Here is a 15857-nt window from a genome sequence, read left to right as displayed (position 1 = left end):
CGAATTTCGGTTTCTAAGTCACACTGGCAAACCATCGTTTCTAGCGTGGTTTTGGATTTGAAGTTCCTGAACGCTGATGCCATTGAAGTGGCAGGAACGTCAAATCCACCACGATACGTTTGAAATGGCGTCAGATATCGGCCGGCGACAGGAAGGCTTCGAGATAGCCGGTGCCTTGCGCGGCGTTGGCAAGACTGCCTGAAAAACGGACGACCGCGAGGCCGGAGGTCGGGAAGCCGTGGTTCAGCATTCCCCTGGCGACCTCCTCGCCATCGCCCGAAAGCGCGATAGTGAGATCTTCCGTCATCGGATTGTGGCCGACGACGAGCAGCGAGCCTGGCCCGCCATTGCCGCGGATGAGGTTGAGATAGCCGGCGGCATCCTCGCTGTAGAGCGTCTCCAGGAACAGAACCCGGCCCGTATCGGTGTGACCGGCAAGGCCTTCAAGCGTTTGGCGCGCTCGCTTTGCATTCGAGCAAAGGGTCAGGTCCGGAATGTAGTTGCAGGCCCGCATGACCGCACCCATCGTTTCGGCGTCGGCGACGCCGGATGCGTCGAGTGGACGATCGAAATCGCGCATGCCCGGCAGGGCCCATCCGGCCTTCGCATGCCTCAGCAGATAAAGCTTGCTCACCGGTCTCTCGCTTGTGCCAAACACCGAAACTCGTCAAAAGGCGCTGCGGGATTAGTCATGAGAAACGCCTTGCGCACAATGGCCGGCGCCCTACAAACCTAACGAATCATACGCGAATTCGGTCGCGCCCTTCATGCGAATGATGCAGCCCATGGCGTATTGGCCGAGATTAACAATTGCGTGAATCAGTCGTCGATTGCGCTTGTGCAGCATTCGGTCCGTGAATATATAGGCGCCAAATTTGGGGCTGTCTGGGTGAGTCGAATGAACGACATCGTTACCGCCGATTACGTACCCTCCGAAGACGAGCCGTTCATGAACGAGCGGCAGAAATCCTACTTTCGCCTGAAGCTCGTCACCTGGAAGAACGACATACTGCGCGAAGCGCGCGAAACTCTCGAAATCCTGCAGCAGGAAAACGCCAACCACCCCGATCTCGCCGATCGCGCCTCTTCGGAAACCGACCGCGCCATCGAACTTCGTGCCCGAGATCGCCAGCGGAAACTCATTTCAAAGATCGATTCTGCGCTTCAGCGCATCGATGAAGGCACTTACGGCTATTGTGAGGAAACCGGCGAGCCGATCGCGCTGAAGCGGCTCGATGCGCGTCCGATCGCGACCCTGTCGATCGAGGCGCAGGAGCGTCACGAACGCCGCGAGAAGGTCTACCGCGACGACTGAAGCACGGGCGAAGCGTCTAAAACGCAGCCAATAGCGAATTTGTCATGGCCGGTCTCCGGCCATTTTTTTGTTGGCTGTTGGCCGGTTATCGCTTCTGGCTGGACAACTCGCCGAGAAGCTTCGTCATCTCGTCATCGAGAGACGACGGCGCTTTCGCCGCCGGCTTGCTCTCCGGCTTGGCGGGGTGCGGGTCATCAAACGGGACCTCGAGCTCCCTCATCAGCGTATCGTCGATGGAATCCTCTTTTGCCGGGGAATTCGGCTTTGCCGGGGAATCCTGTCTTGCCGGCGATGGCGCGTACCGAACGGCATTGGTGTAGGCGGGCAGCGGCGTGATGGTCGCCGATTGAGGGCTTTGCGTTGCTGGCCTCGGCGCCGGCGCGGGCTGATGCGGCCGGACAGGCGTTGGGGCCGTGCTTGCCGGCGGCGGAGACGGTGCTTGCCTCACTGGCGCGGGAGCCGGTTGCGGCGCGCGCGGCGGCGGTGCCGGCTGATGGCCGCCGCCATCTCCGGTCAGTGCAGGACGGCGCAGCGCCGACAGCCTGATGTCGCGTTCGACGACGACGTCGGTCGGGCCGCCGATCAGCAGCAGGTGCTCGATATCGTCGCGGCGCACCAGCACCAACCGGCGGTGACTGTCGACTGCGGTGGCGTCCATCACCGCCAGCCGCGTCTTGCGGTTCCTGCCGCCGGCAACGAATGTTCCAAAGGTCAGGTTGCGGACCAGCTTGATGATGAGGAGAACGATGACCACAAGGACAAGCGCGACAAAGGTCCACAGGATTGCCGCGGCATAACCGGGACCCGCCACGCTATCCAGCCACTGCAGCATTGGTGCACCCAAAATCAGCTTTCGAAGAAGACGCGACACTAGACTGTTGCGGTACGCGACTGCAAGTTACGTTTCGCGCTTCGTGAACAGCTTGAAACACCCATTTTGTGGATTTCAAGCTCCTGCGAATTGAGGGCGTCAGCGTCCCCACTTCAATCCACGACGCTGGATTTTCAGCAAGTTGCTGGCGTGATGAATCCGAAATTCGCTCGCGTCGGACCAGGAATGATGCGAATTTCGGATTCGCCGCACCAGGCGCCGAACGGGTGTCATTTTTAGCGGACAGTTGCCGCCAAGGCCTTTTCCGGACCCTGAGAATGTGATTCAACCGGGCAGGGCAAGTACCGGAATTCACGAGCAGGGGGCACATGGCCAAGGAAGCGCGCGGCGATTTCTATCCGGTACCGATCGTCGACCAGAACACGCGACCGGGCGCGGTCACCCGGCTCATCGTCTTCATCGTTGTGCTGACAGGGGCGGCGATCGTTTTCGGCCTTTTCCGAGAACGTCTTGGCGATCCATTCCTGCTTGGAATGCTTGGCGTGCTGGCGATGATCGGTGTCGGCTTCCTGTTCGCCACCGCCATCGGCTTCGTGCAGATCACACCGCGCTCGACGAGTGACGAGCTGTCGAAGGCCTTCGTCGATTCAATGTCGCAAGGCCTTCTGGTCACCGACACCAAGGGTCGTGTCGTCTACGCCAATCGGGCCTATGCCGACATGACGGGCGCGGCTTCTGCGGCGGATCTAAAGACCGTCGAAGGGTTGCTGTCCGATGTTCCCGAGGCCTCGGTGACCATATACCGGCTCGCCTCCGGCCTGCGCGACGGCCAGCCCGGCGACGGTGAGTTTCGCCTTGCCCAATCCATTCGACCCGGCGCCGAGCCGGGCGCGCGCTGGTACCGTGTCCGCGCCCGCGCATTCAGCGTTCCGGGCCAGCGGCTGCCCTTGCTCGCCTGGCAACTCGCCGACATCTCGAAAGAACGGGCCGAGCAGGAGCGCTTCTTCCTTGATCTGCAGGAGGCCATCGACCATCTCGACCATGCGCCTGCCGGCTTCTTTTCGGCCGACCAGGAAGGCCGCGTCACCTACATCAACGCCACGCTTGCGGAGTGGCTCGGCATCGACCTGACGAGCTTCACGCCTGGTGCCGTCACGCTCGCGGAGATCGTCGCCGGCGACGGCATGGCGCTGGTCCGCTCGGTCAAGGCCGATCCCGGCACCACCCGCAATGCGGTCATCGATCTCGATCTGACGACAGTGAAGGGCGAGGCGCTGCCCGTGCGTTTCATGCATCGGGTTTCGGCCAGCCGCGAGGGCGCCAACGGTCCGACGCGCACCATCGTGCTCAACCGGACGCAAGGCGAGGACGCTTCCGCCGATCTGCGCGCCTCGGAGATCCGCTTCACCCGCTTCTTCAATTCGACGCCGATGGCAATAGCGGCTGTCGACAACCGCGGGCGCATCCTGCGCACCAACGCGCCTTTCCTGTCGCTGTTTTCCTCCGTCGTCGACGGGGACGCGGTCGATCGGCGCGTGCGGCTGGACACGGTGATCCATGAGCGCGACCGCCCCGCCTTTGCCGCGGCGTTCGAAAAAGCGCGACAACGGCAGGCCGATATCGAACCGATCGATACGCTGCTGCCCGGCAATGAAGAACGGCACATGCGCTTCTACGTCAACGCGGTTGCCGACGGCACCGGCGAGGGCGCCGAAGAATCGGCCATCGTCTACGCCGTCGAGACCACCGAGCAGAAGGCGCTCGAGGGCCAGATGGCGCAAAGCCAGAAGATGCAGGCGGTCGGCCAGCTTGCCGGCGGCATCGCACACGACTTCAACAATGTGCTGACCGCCATCATCATGGCGTCGGACCTGTTGTTGACCAACCACCGCCCGTCGGACCCGTCCTTCCCCGACATCATGAACATCAAGCAGAACGCCAACCGGGCGGCCTCGCTGGTGCGGCAGCTTCTGGCCTTCTCGCGCAAGCAGACGCTGCGGCCGGAGGTGCTCAACCTGACCGACGTGCTTGCCGATCTGCGGATGCTGCTGGCCCGTCTGGTCGGCAACGACATCAAGCTGAAGGTCGATCATGGCCGCGATCTGTGGCCGGTGAAGGTCGACATCGGGCAGTTCGAGCAGGTGGTGGTCAATCTGGCGGTCAATGCGCGCGACGCGATGCCGAACGGCGGCGAGCTCACCGTGCGCACCCGCAACGTGACCACACAGGAGAGCAAGAGCCTTCCCTACCGCGAACTTGCGCCTGCCGATTATGTGGTGGTCGAAGTTGAAGACACCGGCAGCGGCATCGCCCCCGAAGTGCTCAAGAAGATTTTCGAACCCTTCTTCACCACCAAGGAGGTTGGCAAGGGCACCGGCCTCGGCCTGTCGATGGTCTATGGCATCATCAAGCAGACAGGCGGCTTCATCTTCTGCGAGTCCGAGGTCGGCAAAGGATCGGTGTTCCGCATCTTCCTGCCGCGCTACGTCGCTGAGGCGAGAACGGCAGGCGAGCCCGGCGAGGCGCCGGCTGCACCGGCAAAGGTCGCCGACGCAGCCAAGGACCTGTCAGGTTCGGCCACGGTGCTGCTCGTCGAGGACGAGGATGCCGTGCGCATGGGCGGCATGCGGGCGCTGACGTCGCGCGGTTACACCGTCCACGAAGCGTCCTCGGGCGTCGAGGCGCTGGAAATCTTCGAGGCGCTCGGCGGCAAGATCGACATTGTCGTTTCCGATGTGGTGATGCCGGAAATGGATGGGCCGACGCTGCTCGGCGAATTGCGCAAGCGGCAGCCGGACATCAAATTCATCTTCGTTTCCGGCTACGCGGAGGACGCGTTCGCCAAGAACCTGCCGGCAGACGCGCATTTCGGTTTCCTGCCGAAGCCGTTTTCGCTCAAGCAACTGGCCACAATCGTCAAGGACGTGCTGGAATCTTAATGCATGTCGCGCAAAAGTGTGCAGCGGTTTTGCGATCACGACATGCACAAAAACAACAACCTAAAACGCGCCGCATGAGACCGGTCAATGCGACGCGCTTTAGGGCTCACTAATTCGCACTTGCGAAATGGCGTGAGACTGCCATGATTATGGGGCCAAACAGACGGCGGGTTTTGGGGGAGCATGCCGTGACGCCGCACAACGAGGCAGGCAAGGGTGATTATGCGGCAACAGTGCTGTTGCCGGGCGATCCGCAGCGTGCCGAATGGATGGCGGAAACCTTTCTCGAGGCGCCGCGCTGCGTCAACCGTCGAAGGCAGGCCCTCGGCTTTACCGGCTTGTTTCGCGGCAAGCCCGTCAGCATCCAGTCCACCGGCATCGGCGTCTCGTCATTCCTGATCTACGCCCATGAATTGCTGGACTTCCATGGCGTGAGGACACTGATCCGCACCGGTACCTGTGGTGCCCTGACTGCCGCAGTCAAACTGCGCAGTTTAGTGATCTCGCAAGCGGTGCGGGGTGAAAGTGCCGAGAGCGGCCAGGTTTTTGGGCTTTATGGTGCTGATGCCGGACCCGATCCGGATCTGGTTTCCCAAGCCTTGGCCCGGGCTGCCGAAATCGGCATCGAACATCAGGCCGGACTGACCATCTGCAGCGACATATTCTATCACCCCAAGGGGCGCGACCGCTTCGCCGAAGCGCAGGCACAGGGCGCGCTGGCCGTGGATATGGAGACCAGCGCGCTCTATCGCATCGCCGCGCATTTCGGCGCCAGGGCTTTGTCGATGCTGACTGTCGTCGACAATGTGGTGACTGGCGAGCAAACCGATTATTCCGAACGTCAGGCGCTCTTCACCGATATGACCCGCCTGGCGCTCGATGTCGCGATCGAAAGTTAAGCTGCCTGCCGCTTCGGCGCCGTGTGTTCTTCGATGCCGGGCCGATGGCCGCGCAGATAGAGAGCACAGGTCGTGCGCAGCATCGAGGCGAAGTTCGGAATCTGGCCATTGATCTCGATGGCCTCGTCATAAAGCTTCGAGATGAATTTCGGCGTCGTCAGGCCCTGGCTGTCGGCGATCTCGTCGAGCAATGCCCAGAACGTCGCCTCGAGCTGGATGCTGGTCGAATGCCCGTCGATACGAATCGACCGGTTGATCTGCCGGTAGCCCTCCGGATCCTGCCCGGCAAAAACCCTGCACATCGTTACCTCCCGTTCTTATTGATCTGGCCGTTCTTATTGATTTTGGGCGCAATCAGCAGTGATTCGCGCCTTTGGCAGTGCCTTGTCGTGGCCAATTATCTTCAGCTGGAAAGCGGAAAACAGCAATCGGACTTTCGTCCTTAGGCGGTTTTCCCCGTCGTTAGATTAGCGCGTGGTAATCGGCTGCCACCACGTTTGCCGCAACCCGCGCATAATCACGCCGACGCGCACATCGCGCTTACCGCACGGAGTGTCATTTGGCGAAGGCGATCCACACCATGATCCGGGTTCTCGACGAGGCCCGGTCCGTCGACTTCTACCGGAAAGCGTTTGGACTGGACGTCGCCGAACGGCTCGATTTCGAAACCTTTACGCTGGTCTATCTGAGCAATGCCGAGGCGGAGCTCGAGGTCGAGATCACCGTCAACAAGGGCCGCCAGGAGCCTTATGCGCTCGGCGACGGCTACGGCCATCTCGCGGTTTCGGTCGCCGATCTGGACAGCGAACATGACCGGCTCGGCGCGCTTGGCCTGATCCCGAAGAAGATCGTCGAGCTCAACCGCGACGGAGCGCTGCTCGCACGCTTCTTCTTCATCGAGGATCCCGATGGCTACAAGATCGAGGTTCTGCAGCGTCAGGGCCGGTTCAAATAGGAGATACGACGGCCGCGCCGGCCAGCGCGGCGCCAGCCAGGGCGCCTTCGGGTGCAGACAGCAAGCAAGGGAGGAACAATTGGTCACAATTTATGAGAGCAAGCCGGTCCATGAAACGAAGCCAGTTCTATCGCGCCGCGAGCTACTGAAGCGCGGCGGTGTCGGCGCGCTGCTGGTCATTTCAGGCAGTGCCGTCATCAGCCCGGAACATGCCTGGGGTCTCGAAACATCCGCGCTCAAGCCCGAAACCATGGCGACCCTGATCCAGATGGCGCGCGACATCTACCCGCACGACCAAGTGCCTGACAAATATTACGCATTCGCCGTCAAGGCGCACGATGAGCAGGCCGGCAAGGACCCTGCCCACAAGGACCTTATCGAAAAGGGTATCGCCGATCTCGACCTGAAGTCGGGCAAGGACGGCTACACCGGTCTCGGCTGGGAGGAGCAGCGCGTTGCGGTGCTCAGGGATATCGAGGACACGCCGTTCTTCCAGGCCGTCCGCGGCGGGCTTGTCGTCGGCCTCTACAACCAGAAGGAGGTCTGGCCGATTTTCGGCTACGAGGGCGAATCCTACTCCAAGGGCGGCTACATGGCGCGCGGGTTCGACGACATCGAGTGGCTCTGAGCCCCGTCGTCGCAACCGCGCACAACAGACATCATGGGAGGAAACCATGGCAGCACCATTTGATCTCAACAACGACGGCGTGGTCGTCATCATCGGCTCGGGCGCCGGCGGCGGCACGCTCGGCAATGAACTTGCGCAGAAGGGCGTCGATGTCGTCATGCTGGAGGCGGGCGCCCGTCACGAATACGAGGATTTCATCAATGACGAGTGGGATTCATTCGCCCAACTCGCCTGGACGGACAAGCGCACGACCTCGGGCGACTGGCGGGTGGCGAAGGATTTCCCCAACCTGCCGGCATGGATCGTCAAGGCGGTCGGCGGCTCGACCACGCATTGGGCGGGCGCCTCGCTGCGCTTTCAGGAGCACGAATTCAAAACGCTTTCGACCTACGGAAAACTGGAAGGCGCGAACCTGCTCGACTGGCCGATCACGCTTGCCGAGCTCGAGCCCTACTACGCAAAGGCCGAAGACAAGCTCGGCGTGACGCTCACCAACAACATCCCGGGCCTTCCCGGCAACAACAACTTCAAGGTGATGAAGGCCGGCGCCGACAAGCTCGGCTACAAGGAGTGCCACACCGGCCGGATGGCAATCAATTCCGAGCCGCGCGACGACCGCAATGCCTGCCAGCAGACCGGCTTCTGCTTCCAGGGCTGCAAATGGGGCGCCAAATGGTCGACGCTCTACAGCGAAATTCCCAAGGGCGAGGCGACCGGCCATCTCGAGGTCAGGCCGAATGCCATGGCCATCAAGATCAACCACGATGCATCAGGCAAGGTAACCGGCGTCGTCTATGCCGACAAGGACGGCAGACTGAGGGAACAGAAGGCCCGCATCGTCGCCGTCGCCGGAAATTCGATCGAGAGCCCGCGGCTGCTGCTCAATTCGGCATCGAGCCAGTTTCCCGACGGCCTTGCCAATTCGTCGGGGCAGGTCGGCAAGAACTACATGCGCCACACCACCGGCTCGGTCTACGGCATCTTCGACAAGCCGGTGCATATGTATCGCGGCACCACCATGGCCGGTATCATCCGCGATGAGGCCCGCAACGATCCCTCGCGCGGCTTCGTCGGCGGCTACGAGCTCGAGACGCTGTCGCTCGGCCTGCCGTTCATGGCCGCCTTCCTCAATCCCGGCGGCTGGGGGCGTTCCTTCACCACGGCGCTCGACCGCTACGACCACATGGCCGGCATGTGGATCGTCGGCGAGGACATGCCGCGCCAGGAAAACCGCATCACGCTGCATGCCGATATCAAGGACGAGCACGGCATGCCGGTGGCGGACGTCCATTTCGACGACCATGCCAACGACACGGCGATGCGCAACCACGCCTACAAACAGGGCTCGGCGCTCTACGAGGCGGTCGGGGCGACGCGGACCTTCCCGACGCCACCCTATCCGTCGACCCACAATCTCGGCACCAATCGGATGAGCGAGAAGGCGGCCGACGGCGTCGTCAACAAGCATGGCCAGGCACACGATATCAAGAACCTGTTCGTGTCGGATGGCAGCCAGTTCACCACGGGCGGGGCTGAAAATCCGACATTGACGATCGTGTCGCTGGCGATCCGTCAGGCCGAGTACATTGCCGGACAAATGTCGGCCAAAAGCATTTAGCCATAGCCTCCCGACTGCTGCTGGCGCGGAACCTCACAAGGTTTCGCGCTTCTTCTTGCCGGCCGTTCAACGCTTCGTGCAGGTCGAGGCGGTGAAGGCGCCGTCAGGCTGCTTCATGATGATGTCGAAGGACGGGCTGGTTTGACCGTCCAGGGTGGCTTGCGTGAGCGAGATCGAGTTGCCGCCGGTCGTGTAGCCGCCCAACGGGCCCAACCAGGTGATCTCGCCATTTGCATTCATCTGATAGTTGTAGCCCTGCCGGGCGGTTCCGAAGCTCACCGGGCCGCTATAGACATTGCCCTTGACGGTGATTTCGCCAAGGCTGAGGAACATGCCAAGCAGATAGACTTCGCAGTGATAGGTGCCGTCCGGCAATTTGCCATCGGTGAAGTCGGCGCGGGCGCTGCCGGTTGCCGCAACCAGAAGCATGGTGCTGAAAATGCGAGAAATCCTGGAGGTCATGCGGTCGCTCTCTTGAAGATCGATCCTGCCCCATTTTCCTGCAGCGCCGCAACGGTTCGCCGTCTTTTGCTCAAAATTCATGCATTAATTCGCGAGTGATCAAAAATTGGGCGATAGCGGGGGACTTTTTCTCAAGCAGAGCACCGGCAGCGGCGCTTATCTTTGGCGGCTAATATATTAAACGGCTGATAGGGTTAGGAAATCCAGACCCGCTTGATTTTGCTCCTGCGGTTGGCACAGCCGTTGCATGGTCTGTTCGCGATGCGATCAACCAGTCAGGGAGTTTTGAAATATGCGGGGCAGTTTCTCGACAATAACAAAAATGTTTTCGGCAGGCGCGGTCACGGCCGGCCTGCTGATGAGCGTCCCGGCCAGGGCGGCTGACGACACGATCAAGGTGGGTATCCTCCACTCGCTGTCGGGGACCATGGCGATTTCGGAGACGACGCTGAAGGACGCCATGCTGATGCTCATCGAAGAGCAGAATGCAAAGGGCGGCCTGCTCGGCAAGAAACTCGAAGCGGTCGTCGTCGATCCGGCTTCGAACTGGCCGCTGTTCGCCGAAAAGGCGCGCGAGCTGATCTCCAAGGACAAGGTCGCGGCGGTGTTCGGTTGCTGGACCTCGGTGTCGCGCAAGTCGGTGCTGCCGGTGTTCAGCGAACTCGACAACATCCTGTTCTACCCCGTCCAGTATGAGGGCGAGGAGAGCGAGCGCAACGTGTTCTACACCGGCGCAGCGCCGAACCAGCAGGCTATTCCGGCTGTCGACTATCTGATGAGCGAGGACGGCGGTTCGGTGAAGCGCTGGGTGCTTGAAGGCACCGACTACGTCTACCCGCGCACCACCAACAAGATCCTCGAAGCCTATCTGAAAGCCAAGGGCGTCGCTGCCGAAGACATCATGGTCAACTACACGCCGTTCGGCTTCTCCGATTGGCAGACCGAGGTCGCGGCGATCAAGAAGTTCGGCTCCGCCGGCAAGAAGACCGCCGTCGTCTCGACGGTCAATGGCGACGCCAACGTGCCGTTCTACAAGGAGCTTGGCAACCAGGGCGTCAAGGCCGAGGACATCCCGGTCATGGCCTTCTCGGTCGGCGAGGAAGAGCTTGCCGGTCTCGACACCGCGCCGCTCGTCGGCCATCTCGCCGCCTGGAACTATTTTCAGAGCATCGATACGCCCGAGAACGCCAAGTTCATCGCCGACTGGCACAAGTTCATCAAGAGCGACAAGCGCACCACCAACGACCCGATGGAAGCCCATTATGTCGGCTTCAACATGTGGGTGAAGGCGGTCGAGAAGGCCGGCACCACCGATCCTGACAAGGTCATCGACGCCGTGATCGGCGTCTCGGTGCCGAACCTGACCGGTGGCTATTCGACGATGATGCCGAACCATCACATCACCAAGCCGGTGCTGATCGGCGAAATCCAGGCCGATGGCCAGTTCGAGACCGTCTCGCAGACGCCTGGCCTGGTGATGGGCGACGAGTGGTCCGACTATCTGGCCGATTCGAAGGACCTGATTTCCGATTGGCGCGCGCCTCTGTCCTGCGGCAATTTTAATGTCGCCACCGGCAAATGCGGCGGCAAGGGAACCAACTGATCCTCCCGGGTCTGACGGTCGTGGATTTCTCCACGACCTGGACCGCGACGCGTCCGGGCGAACTCGTCCTCTCCTCCAGTTCGCCCGGACGCGAAGTTTCAACCCTCAAGAATCGCAGAAATCGATGATCCTCACCCGCGCGATCGGCCTGACGCTGCTGCTCCTCCTGGGGATGCTGTCGCCGTCGAACGCTGCCGAAGCGGATCTGCGCGCCATCATCGCCAAATTTGCTACTGCCTCGAATTTCTCGGCCACCGAAGCTGTCGTGCGCGAGCTGGCGGCCACCGGTGATACTGCCGTCGAACGTCCGCTTGGCGCGCTTGCCGAGGGCGATCTTTACGTCCGCAAGGCCGATTCGCTGGTTTTCATCGGCAAGGCAGCTGGCGGCAGCGTTGAGCTGCTCGACCCGCTGAGCGGTGAAAAATCCGGTGACGCGGCCAAAAGCGGGATCACCAAGATCAAGGTCAACAACACGCTGCGCCGCGCCATCCGCGATGCGCTGGGCACGCTCACGCTCGGCGCAAAAGATCCGGCCGCGCGCATTGCCGCCGCCGACACCATGTTCAGGACGCCCGACGCGACAAACATCGAGCCGCTCGATGCCGCAATCGCCAGCGAGACCGTGGCAAGCGTCAAAGCGCTGCTCGAACAGGCCCGCGCCGCATCGGTTCTGGTGTCCGACAGGCCGGAGACCGACAAACTGGCGGCGGTCGCCCTGATTGGCGGGCGCGGCGATCGCAACGCCCTGTCCCTGCTCACCGCCGTCGAGGCCAATTCCGAAGGCGCGGTCAAGGACGCGGCGACGGCGGCGATCGCCAACATCAATTCGACGCTGGCGCTGTGGGATGCGGGCCAGAACATCTGGTACGGCATCTCGCTCGGATCGGTGCTGCTGCTGGCGGCGATCGGCCTCGCCATCACCTTTGGCGTCATGGGCGTCATCAACATGGCGCATGGCGAAATGGTGATGCTCGGCGCCTACACGACCTTTGTCGTGCAGGAGGTGATCCGAACCTCCTTTCCCGGCCTGTTCGACTGGTCGCTGGTCATCGCGCTGCCGCTCGCCTTCTCGGTCGCGGCGCTCGTCGGCCTCGTCATCGAGCGGGGCGTGATCCGTTTTCTCTACGGCCGGCCGCTGGAGACGCTGCTGGCGACATGGGGCGTCTCGCTGATCCTGCAGCAGGCCGTGCGCACCATCTTCGGGCCGACGAACCAGGAGGTCGGCAATCCGTCGTGGATGTCGGGTTCGTTCTATATCGGCCAGCTTGCGGTGACCTGGAACCGGCTCTGGATATTGGTATTCGCGCTCGGCGTGTTCGCGGTGCTGCTTTATGTGATGAAGCGCACCTCCTGGGGCCTGCAGATGCGCGCCGTCACCGCCAATCGCCGCATGGCCGCTTCGATGGGCATCAGGACGCCGTGGGTCGATGCGCTGACCTTTGCCCTGGGATCCGGCATTGCCGGCATCGCCGGTGTGGCGCTCAGCCAGATCGACAATGTCTCGCCCAATCTCGGCCGCGGCTACATCATCGACAGCTTCATGGTCGTCGTCTTCGGCGGTGTCGGCAATCTCTGGGGCACGCTGGTCGGCGCCTTCTCGCTCGGCATCGTCAACAAGTTCCTCGAACCCTATGCCGGCGCGGTCCTCGGCAAGATCGTCGTGCTGGTCCTCATCATCCTGTTCATCCAGAAACGCCCGCGCGGCCTGTTCGCGCTGAAGGGCAGGTCGGTGGAAGCATGATCACCGGACGCTTCTTCACCGCCGGCGCCGACCGCCGCATCGCCATCACGATCTTCATCCTTTTGGCGGTCGCCATCATCGTGCCGCTGCTCAATCTTGTGGTCTCGCCGACGAGTGCGTTCTACGTGCCGTCCTATGTCGTCGCGCTCACCGGCAAGTATCTCTGCTACGCGCTGCTCGCCCTGGCGCTCGATCTCGTCTGGGGCTATTGCGGCATCCTTTCGCTCGGCCACGGCGCCTTCTTCGCGCTCGGTGGCTATGCGATGGGCATGTATCTGATGCGCCAGATCGGCTCGCGCGGCGTCTACGGCAATCCGCTGCTGCCGGATTTCATGGTGTTCCTGAATTATGGGGAATTGCCGTGGTTCTGGTACGGTTTCGACCATTTCTGGTTTGCCGCGATCATGGTGCTTGCAGTGCCTGGCCTGCTCGCCTTCGTCTTCGGCTGGTTCGCCTTCCGCAGCCGCGTCACCGGCGTCTATCTGTCGATCATCACCCAGGCGATGACCTATGCGCTGCTGCTTGCGTTTTTCCGCAACGACATGGGTTTCGGCGGCAACAACGGCTTGACCGACTTCAAGGATATTCTCGGCTACAACGTGCAGGCCGATGCGACACGCTCGGCATTGTTCGCGGCCAGCGCCGTCACGCTGGCGCTCGCCGTCTTCGTCACCTGGGCGATCGTCGGTTCCAAATACGGCAAGCTGCTGATGGCGGTGCGCGACGCCGAGAGCCGCACGCGCTTTCTCGGCTGGCGCGCCGAAAACGTCAAACTGTTCGCCTTCACCGTGTCGGCTGTCATGGCCGGCATTGCCGGCGCGCTCTATGTGCCGCAGGTTGGCATCATCAATCCGGGCGAGTTCGAGCCGTCCAATTCGATCGAGGTCGTGGTATGGGCGGCCGTCGGCGGGCGCGGCACCATCGTCGGGCCGATCATCGGCGCGCTCGTGGTCAATGCCGGAAAATCCTGGTTCACCGGCGTGCTGCCGGCGTTCTGGCTGTTTGCGCTGGGCGGGCTGTTCGTCGCCGTCACGCTGTTCCTGCCCAAGGGCATTGTCGGCATGTGGGATTCCTGGCGCGCCAATGCCAGGGCGCTGCGCGCAGCCTCGATCACCGACCCGACCATTGGGGAGGCCGGCACCGATCCTGACGTCCCGCCACCGCCGAAGATCGTTCGCTCGGCTGCGAGAACGCCGGGCGACTGGTCCGCATCCGGCCCCGAACCGCAGCCGGCGGAGTGAGCAATGCCGAAGAGCAACACCATCCTCTATCTCGACGGCGTCTCGGTTTCCTTCGACGGCTTTCGCGCCATCAACAATTTGTCGCTGGTGCTCGACAAGGGCGAGATGCGGGCGATCATCGGTCCGAACGGCGCCGGCAAGACCACGATGATGGACATCGTCACCGGCAAGACGCGCCCCGACGCGGGCGAGGTTTATTTCGACGGGCAGGTCGACCTGACGAAACATGACGAGGCCGAGATCGCCATGATGGGCATCGGCAGGAAATTCCAGAAGCCGACGGTGTTCGAAAGCCACACGATCGAGGACAACCTGATGCTGGCGCTGAAGGGCCCACGCTCGATCTTCCCGGCACTGTTCCATCGCCGATCGGCGGCGGAGGCGCGGCGGATCGACGACATCCTCGGCATCATCCGGCTCGGTGACAAGCGCGACGAGCTTGCCGCCAATCTCAGCCACGGCCAGAAGCAATGGCTCGAGATCGGCATGCTGCTGGCGCAGGATCCGAAGCTGCTTTTGGTCGACGAACCGGTCGCCGGCATGACCGACGCCGAGACCGAGGAGACCGCGCGGCTGCTCAGGGATATTGCCCGCGACCATTCGGTCATCGTCGTCGAGCACGACATGCACTTCGTGCGCGAGCTCGGCGTCAAGGTCACCTGCCTGCACGAAGGCTCGGTGCTGTCCGAAGGCTCGCTCGATTTCGTTTCGGCCGACGAGCGTGTCGTCGAAGTCTATCTGGGGAGATGATCATGGTCTGGCGCGTTCCGTTCCATCATTTCGATCTTTCGTTCTTCAGGCGCTGGAGAAGGCGCTGACCATGCTCGAAGTCTCCAACGCCACGCTGCACTACGGCGCCGCCCAGGCGCTGCGTGGCGTCTCGCTGAAGGCCGGCGCCGGCAAGATCACCTGCGTGCTCGGCCGCAACGGCGTCGGCAAAACCAGTTTGATGAGATCGATCGTCGGCCACCACCGGCTGACGAGCGGAAGTGTTGCCTTCGAGGGGAAGGCGCTCGACCGGAGCGCGGCGTATGATCGCGCCCGGTCGGGCATCGCATTCGTGCCGCAGGGCAGGGAGATCTTCCCGCTGCTCACAGTGCGGGAAAACCTCGAATCGGGCTTTGCGCCATTGAAGCGGGCCGACCGCAACATTCCCGGCCACGTCTTCGAATTGTTCCCGGTGCTGAAGCAGATGCTCGCGCGCCGCGGCGGCGACCTTTCCGGCGGCCAGCAGCAGCAGCTTGCCATCGGCAGGGCACTGGTGATGCGGCCGAAACTGCTGGTGCTCGACGAGCCGACCGAAGGCATCCAGCCGTCGATCATCAAGGATATCGGCCGCGCCATCCGCTATCTGCGCGACCAGGCCGATATCGCCGTGCTGCTGGTCGAACAGTATCTCGATTTCTGCCGGGAACTGGCCGACGAAGTCAACATCATGGACCGCGGCCTGATCGTCCACACCGGCCCGGCCGAGGATCTCGACCGGGCGGATGTGAGGAAGTTTCTTACGGTGTAGGGTTCATCCCTTCGGGGGGGGGGGGGGGGGGGGGGGGGGGGGGGGGGGGGGGGGGGGGGCGGGGGCGGGGCGGGGGCGGGGGGCGGGGGGGGGGCGGGGGGGTGGGGG

Annotated in this window: 15 protein-coding genes; 11 read left to right on the top strand and 4 right to left on the bottom strand. The window is 62.4% G+C overall.

Annotated features, from left to right (window positions below; all coding sequences use genetic code 11):
* Positions 1–130 precede the first annotated feature (130 nt).
* Positions 131–634 (bottom strand): SixA phosphatase family protein, encoded by a 504-nt coding sequence (locus tag AC0L17_RS19740; protein WP_473517070.1) that lies wholly within the window; start codon positions 632–634, stop codon positions 131–133.
* A 264-nt stretch (positions 635–898) separates the two neighbouring features.
* Between AC0L17_RS19740 and dksA the strand changes: the two genes are divergently transcribed.
* Positions 899–1315, top strand: coding sequence for an RNA polymerase-binding protein DksA (gene dksA, locus AC0L17_RS19735; RefSeq protein WP_006202025.1), 417 nt, complete (start codon positions 899–901; stop codon positions 1313–1315).
* An 85-nt stretch (positions 1316–1400) separates the two neighbouring features.
* On the opposite strand, the gene AC0L17_RS19730 is transcribed toward dksA, so the two are convergent.
* The gene (locus AC0L17_RS19730; RefSeq protein ID WP_473517069.1) at positions 1401–2147 is read right to left on the bottom strand and encodes a hypothetical protein; all 747 of its coding nucleotides are present in this window, start codon (positions 2145–2147) and stop codon (positions 1401–1403) included.
* Positions 2148–2515: 368 nt separating this feature from the next.
* On the opposite strand from AC0L17_RS19730, the gene cckA reads away from it, so the two are divergent.
* Both cckA and AC0L17_RS19720 read left to right on the top strand, forming a co-directional pair.
* Positions 2516–5086, top strand: a complete 2571-nt coding sequence (cckA, locus tag AC0L17_RS19725) for a cell cycle histidine kinase CckA (RefSeq protein ID WP_473517068.1) — start codon at positions 2516–2518, stop codon at positions 5084–5086.
* Positions 5087–5274: 188 nt separating this feature from the next.
* A complete protein-coding gene (locus tag AC0L17_RS19720) occupies positions 5275–5985 on the top strand; it encodes a purine-nucleoside phosphorylase (RefSeq protein ID WP_128183088.1) in 711 nt (236 codons plus the stop codon).
* Here the strand turns inward: AC0L17_RS19720 and AC0L17_RS19715 are convergent.
* Complete coding sequence (locus AC0L17_RS19715) at positions 5982–6287, bottom strand: ribbon-helix-helix domain-containing protein (RefSeq protein WP_077384009.1); 306 nt, start codon at positions 6285–6287, stop codon at positions 5982–5984. The two genes, AC0L17_RS19720 and AC0L17_RS19715, sit on opposite strands and share 4 nt — an antisense overlap.
* Before the next feature lie 257 nt (positions 6288–6544).
* On the opposite strand from AC0L17_RS19715, the gene AC0L17_RS19710 reads away from it, so the two are divergent.
* The 3 genes from AC0L17_RS19710 (at position 6545) to AC0L17_RS19700 (ending at position 9186) form a co-directional block, all read left to right on the top strand.
* Complete coding sequence (locus AC0L17_RS19710) at positions 6545–6940, top strand: VOC family protein (protein ID WP_091593678.1); 396 nt, start codon at positions 6545–6547, stop codon at positions 6938–6940.
* A 79-nt stretch (positions 6941–7019) separates the two neighbouring features.
* Positions 7020–7568, top strand: coding sequence for a gluconate 2-dehydrogenase subunit 3 family protein (locus tag AC0L17_RS19705; RefSeq protein WP_473517067.1), 549 nt, complete (start codon positions 7020–7022; stop codon positions 7566–7568).
* A gap of 46 nt (positions 7569–7614) precedes the next feature.
* The gene (locus tag AC0L17_RS19700) at positions 7615–9186 is read left to right on the top strand and encodes a GMC family oxidoreductase (RefSeq protein WP_473517066.1); all 1572 of its coding nucleotides are present in this window, start codon (positions 7615–7617) and stop codon (positions 9184–9186) included.
* 66 nt (positions 9187–9252) lie between these two features.
* Here AC0L17_RS19700 and AC0L17_RS19695 read toward each other — a convergent pair whose 3' ends face one another.
* On the bottom strand, positions 9253–9648 hold the full coding sequence (locus AC0L17_RS19695; protein ID WP_473517103.1) for a hypothetical protein: 396 nt from the start codon (positions 9646–9648) through the stop codon (positions 9253–9255).
* A gap of 292 nt (positions 9649–9940) precedes the next feature.
* On the opposite strand from AC0L17_RS19695, the gene urtA reads away from it, so the two are divergent.
* From urtA to urtE, 5 genes are all read left to right on the top strand, one after another.
* The gene (gene urtA, locus AC0L17_RS19690) at positions 9941–11251 is read left to right on the top strand and encodes an urea ABC transporter substrate-binding protein (RefSeq protein WP_473508514.1); all 1311 of its coding nucleotides are present in this window, start codon (positions 9941–9943) and stop codon (positions 11249–11251) included.
* Between the two features lie 124 nt (positions 11252–11375).
* A complete protein-coding gene (gene urtB / locus AC0L17_RS19685; RefSeq protein WP_473517065.1) occupies positions 11376–12992 on the top strand; it encodes an urea ABC transporter permease subunit UrtB in 1617 nt (538 codons plus the stop codon).
* Positions 12989–14233 carry an urea ABC transporter permease subunit UrtC gene (gene urtC, locus AC0L17_RS19680; protein WP_473517064.1) on the top strand — a complete coding sequence of 415 codons (1245 nt, stop codon included), beginning with the start codon at positions 12989–12991 and terminating at the stop codon, positions 14231–14233. The genes urtB and urtC overlap by 4 nt, the downstream gene beginning before the upstream one ends.
* Before the next feature lie 3 nt (positions 14234–14236).
* Positions 14237–14983, top strand: a complete 747-nt coding sequence (urtD, locus tag AC0L17_RS19675) for an urea ABC transporter ATP-binding protein UrtD (protein WP_236392412.1) — start codon at positions 14237–14239, stop codon at positions 14981–14983.
* Positions 14984–15053: 70 nt separating this feature from the next.
* On the top strand, positions 15054–15749 hold the full coding sequence (urtE, locus tag AC0L17_RS19670) for an urea ABC transporter ATP-binding subunit UrtE (protein WP_023801155.1): 696 nt from the start codon (positions 15054–15056) through the stop codon (positions 15747–15749).
* The last annotated feature ends 108 nt before the right edge of the window (positions 15750–15857 follow it).

The sequence above is a fragment of the Mesorhizobium sp. WSM4829 genome, assembly GCF_055811475.1.
This window is presented reverse-complemented; position numbering and strand designations above follow the sequence as displayed.

What these genes read in the sequence shown, in the direction of transcription:
- urtE (WP_023801155.1), top strand. Translation starts at nt 15,054, where the DNA reads ATGCTCGAAGTCTCCAACGCCACGCTGCACTACGGCGCCGCCCAGGCG.
- urtD (WP_236392412.1), top strand. Translation starts at nt 14,237, where the DNA reads ATGCCGAAGAGCAACACCATCCTCTATCTCGACGGCGTCTCGGTTTCC.
- AC0L17_RS19715 (WP_077384009.1), bottom strand. Translation starts at nt 6,287, where the DNA reads ATGTGCAGGGTTTTTGCCGGGCAGGATCCGGAGGGCTACCGGCAGATC.
- urtC (WP_473517064.1), top strand. Translation starts at nt 12,989, where the DNA reads ATGATCACCGGACGCTTCTTCACCGCCGGCGCCGACCGCCGCATCGCC.
- AC0L17_RS19730 (WP_473517069.1), bottom strand. Translation starts at nt 2,147, where the DNA reads ATGCTGCAGTGGCTGGATAGCGTGGCGGGTCCCGGTTATGCCGCGGCA.
- urtA (WP_473508514.1), top strand. Translation starts at nt 9,941, where the DNA reads ATGCGGGGCAGTTTCTCGACAATAACAAAAATGTTTTCGGCAGGCGCG.
- cckA (WP_473517068.1), top strand. Translation starts at nt 2,516, where the DNA reads ATGGCCAAGGAAGCGCGCGGCGATTTCTATCCGGTACCGATCGTCGAC.
- urtB (WP_473517065.1), top strand. Translation starts at nt 11,376, where the DNA reads ATGATCCTCACCCGCGCGATCGGCCTGACGCTGCTGCTCCTCCTGGGG.
- AC0L17_RS19695 (WP_473517103.1), bottom strand. Translation starts at nt 9,648, where the DNA reads ATGACCTCCAGGATTTCTCGCATTTTCAGCACCATGCTTCTGGTTGCG.
- dksA (WP_006202025.1), top strand. Translation starts at nt 899, where the DNA reads ATGAACGACATCGTTACCGCCGATTACGTACCCTCCGAAGACGAGCCG.
- AC0L17_RS19700 (WP_473517066.1), top strand. Translation starts at nt 7,615, where the DNA reads ATGGCAGCACCATTTGATCTCAACAACGACGGCGTGGTCGTCATCATC.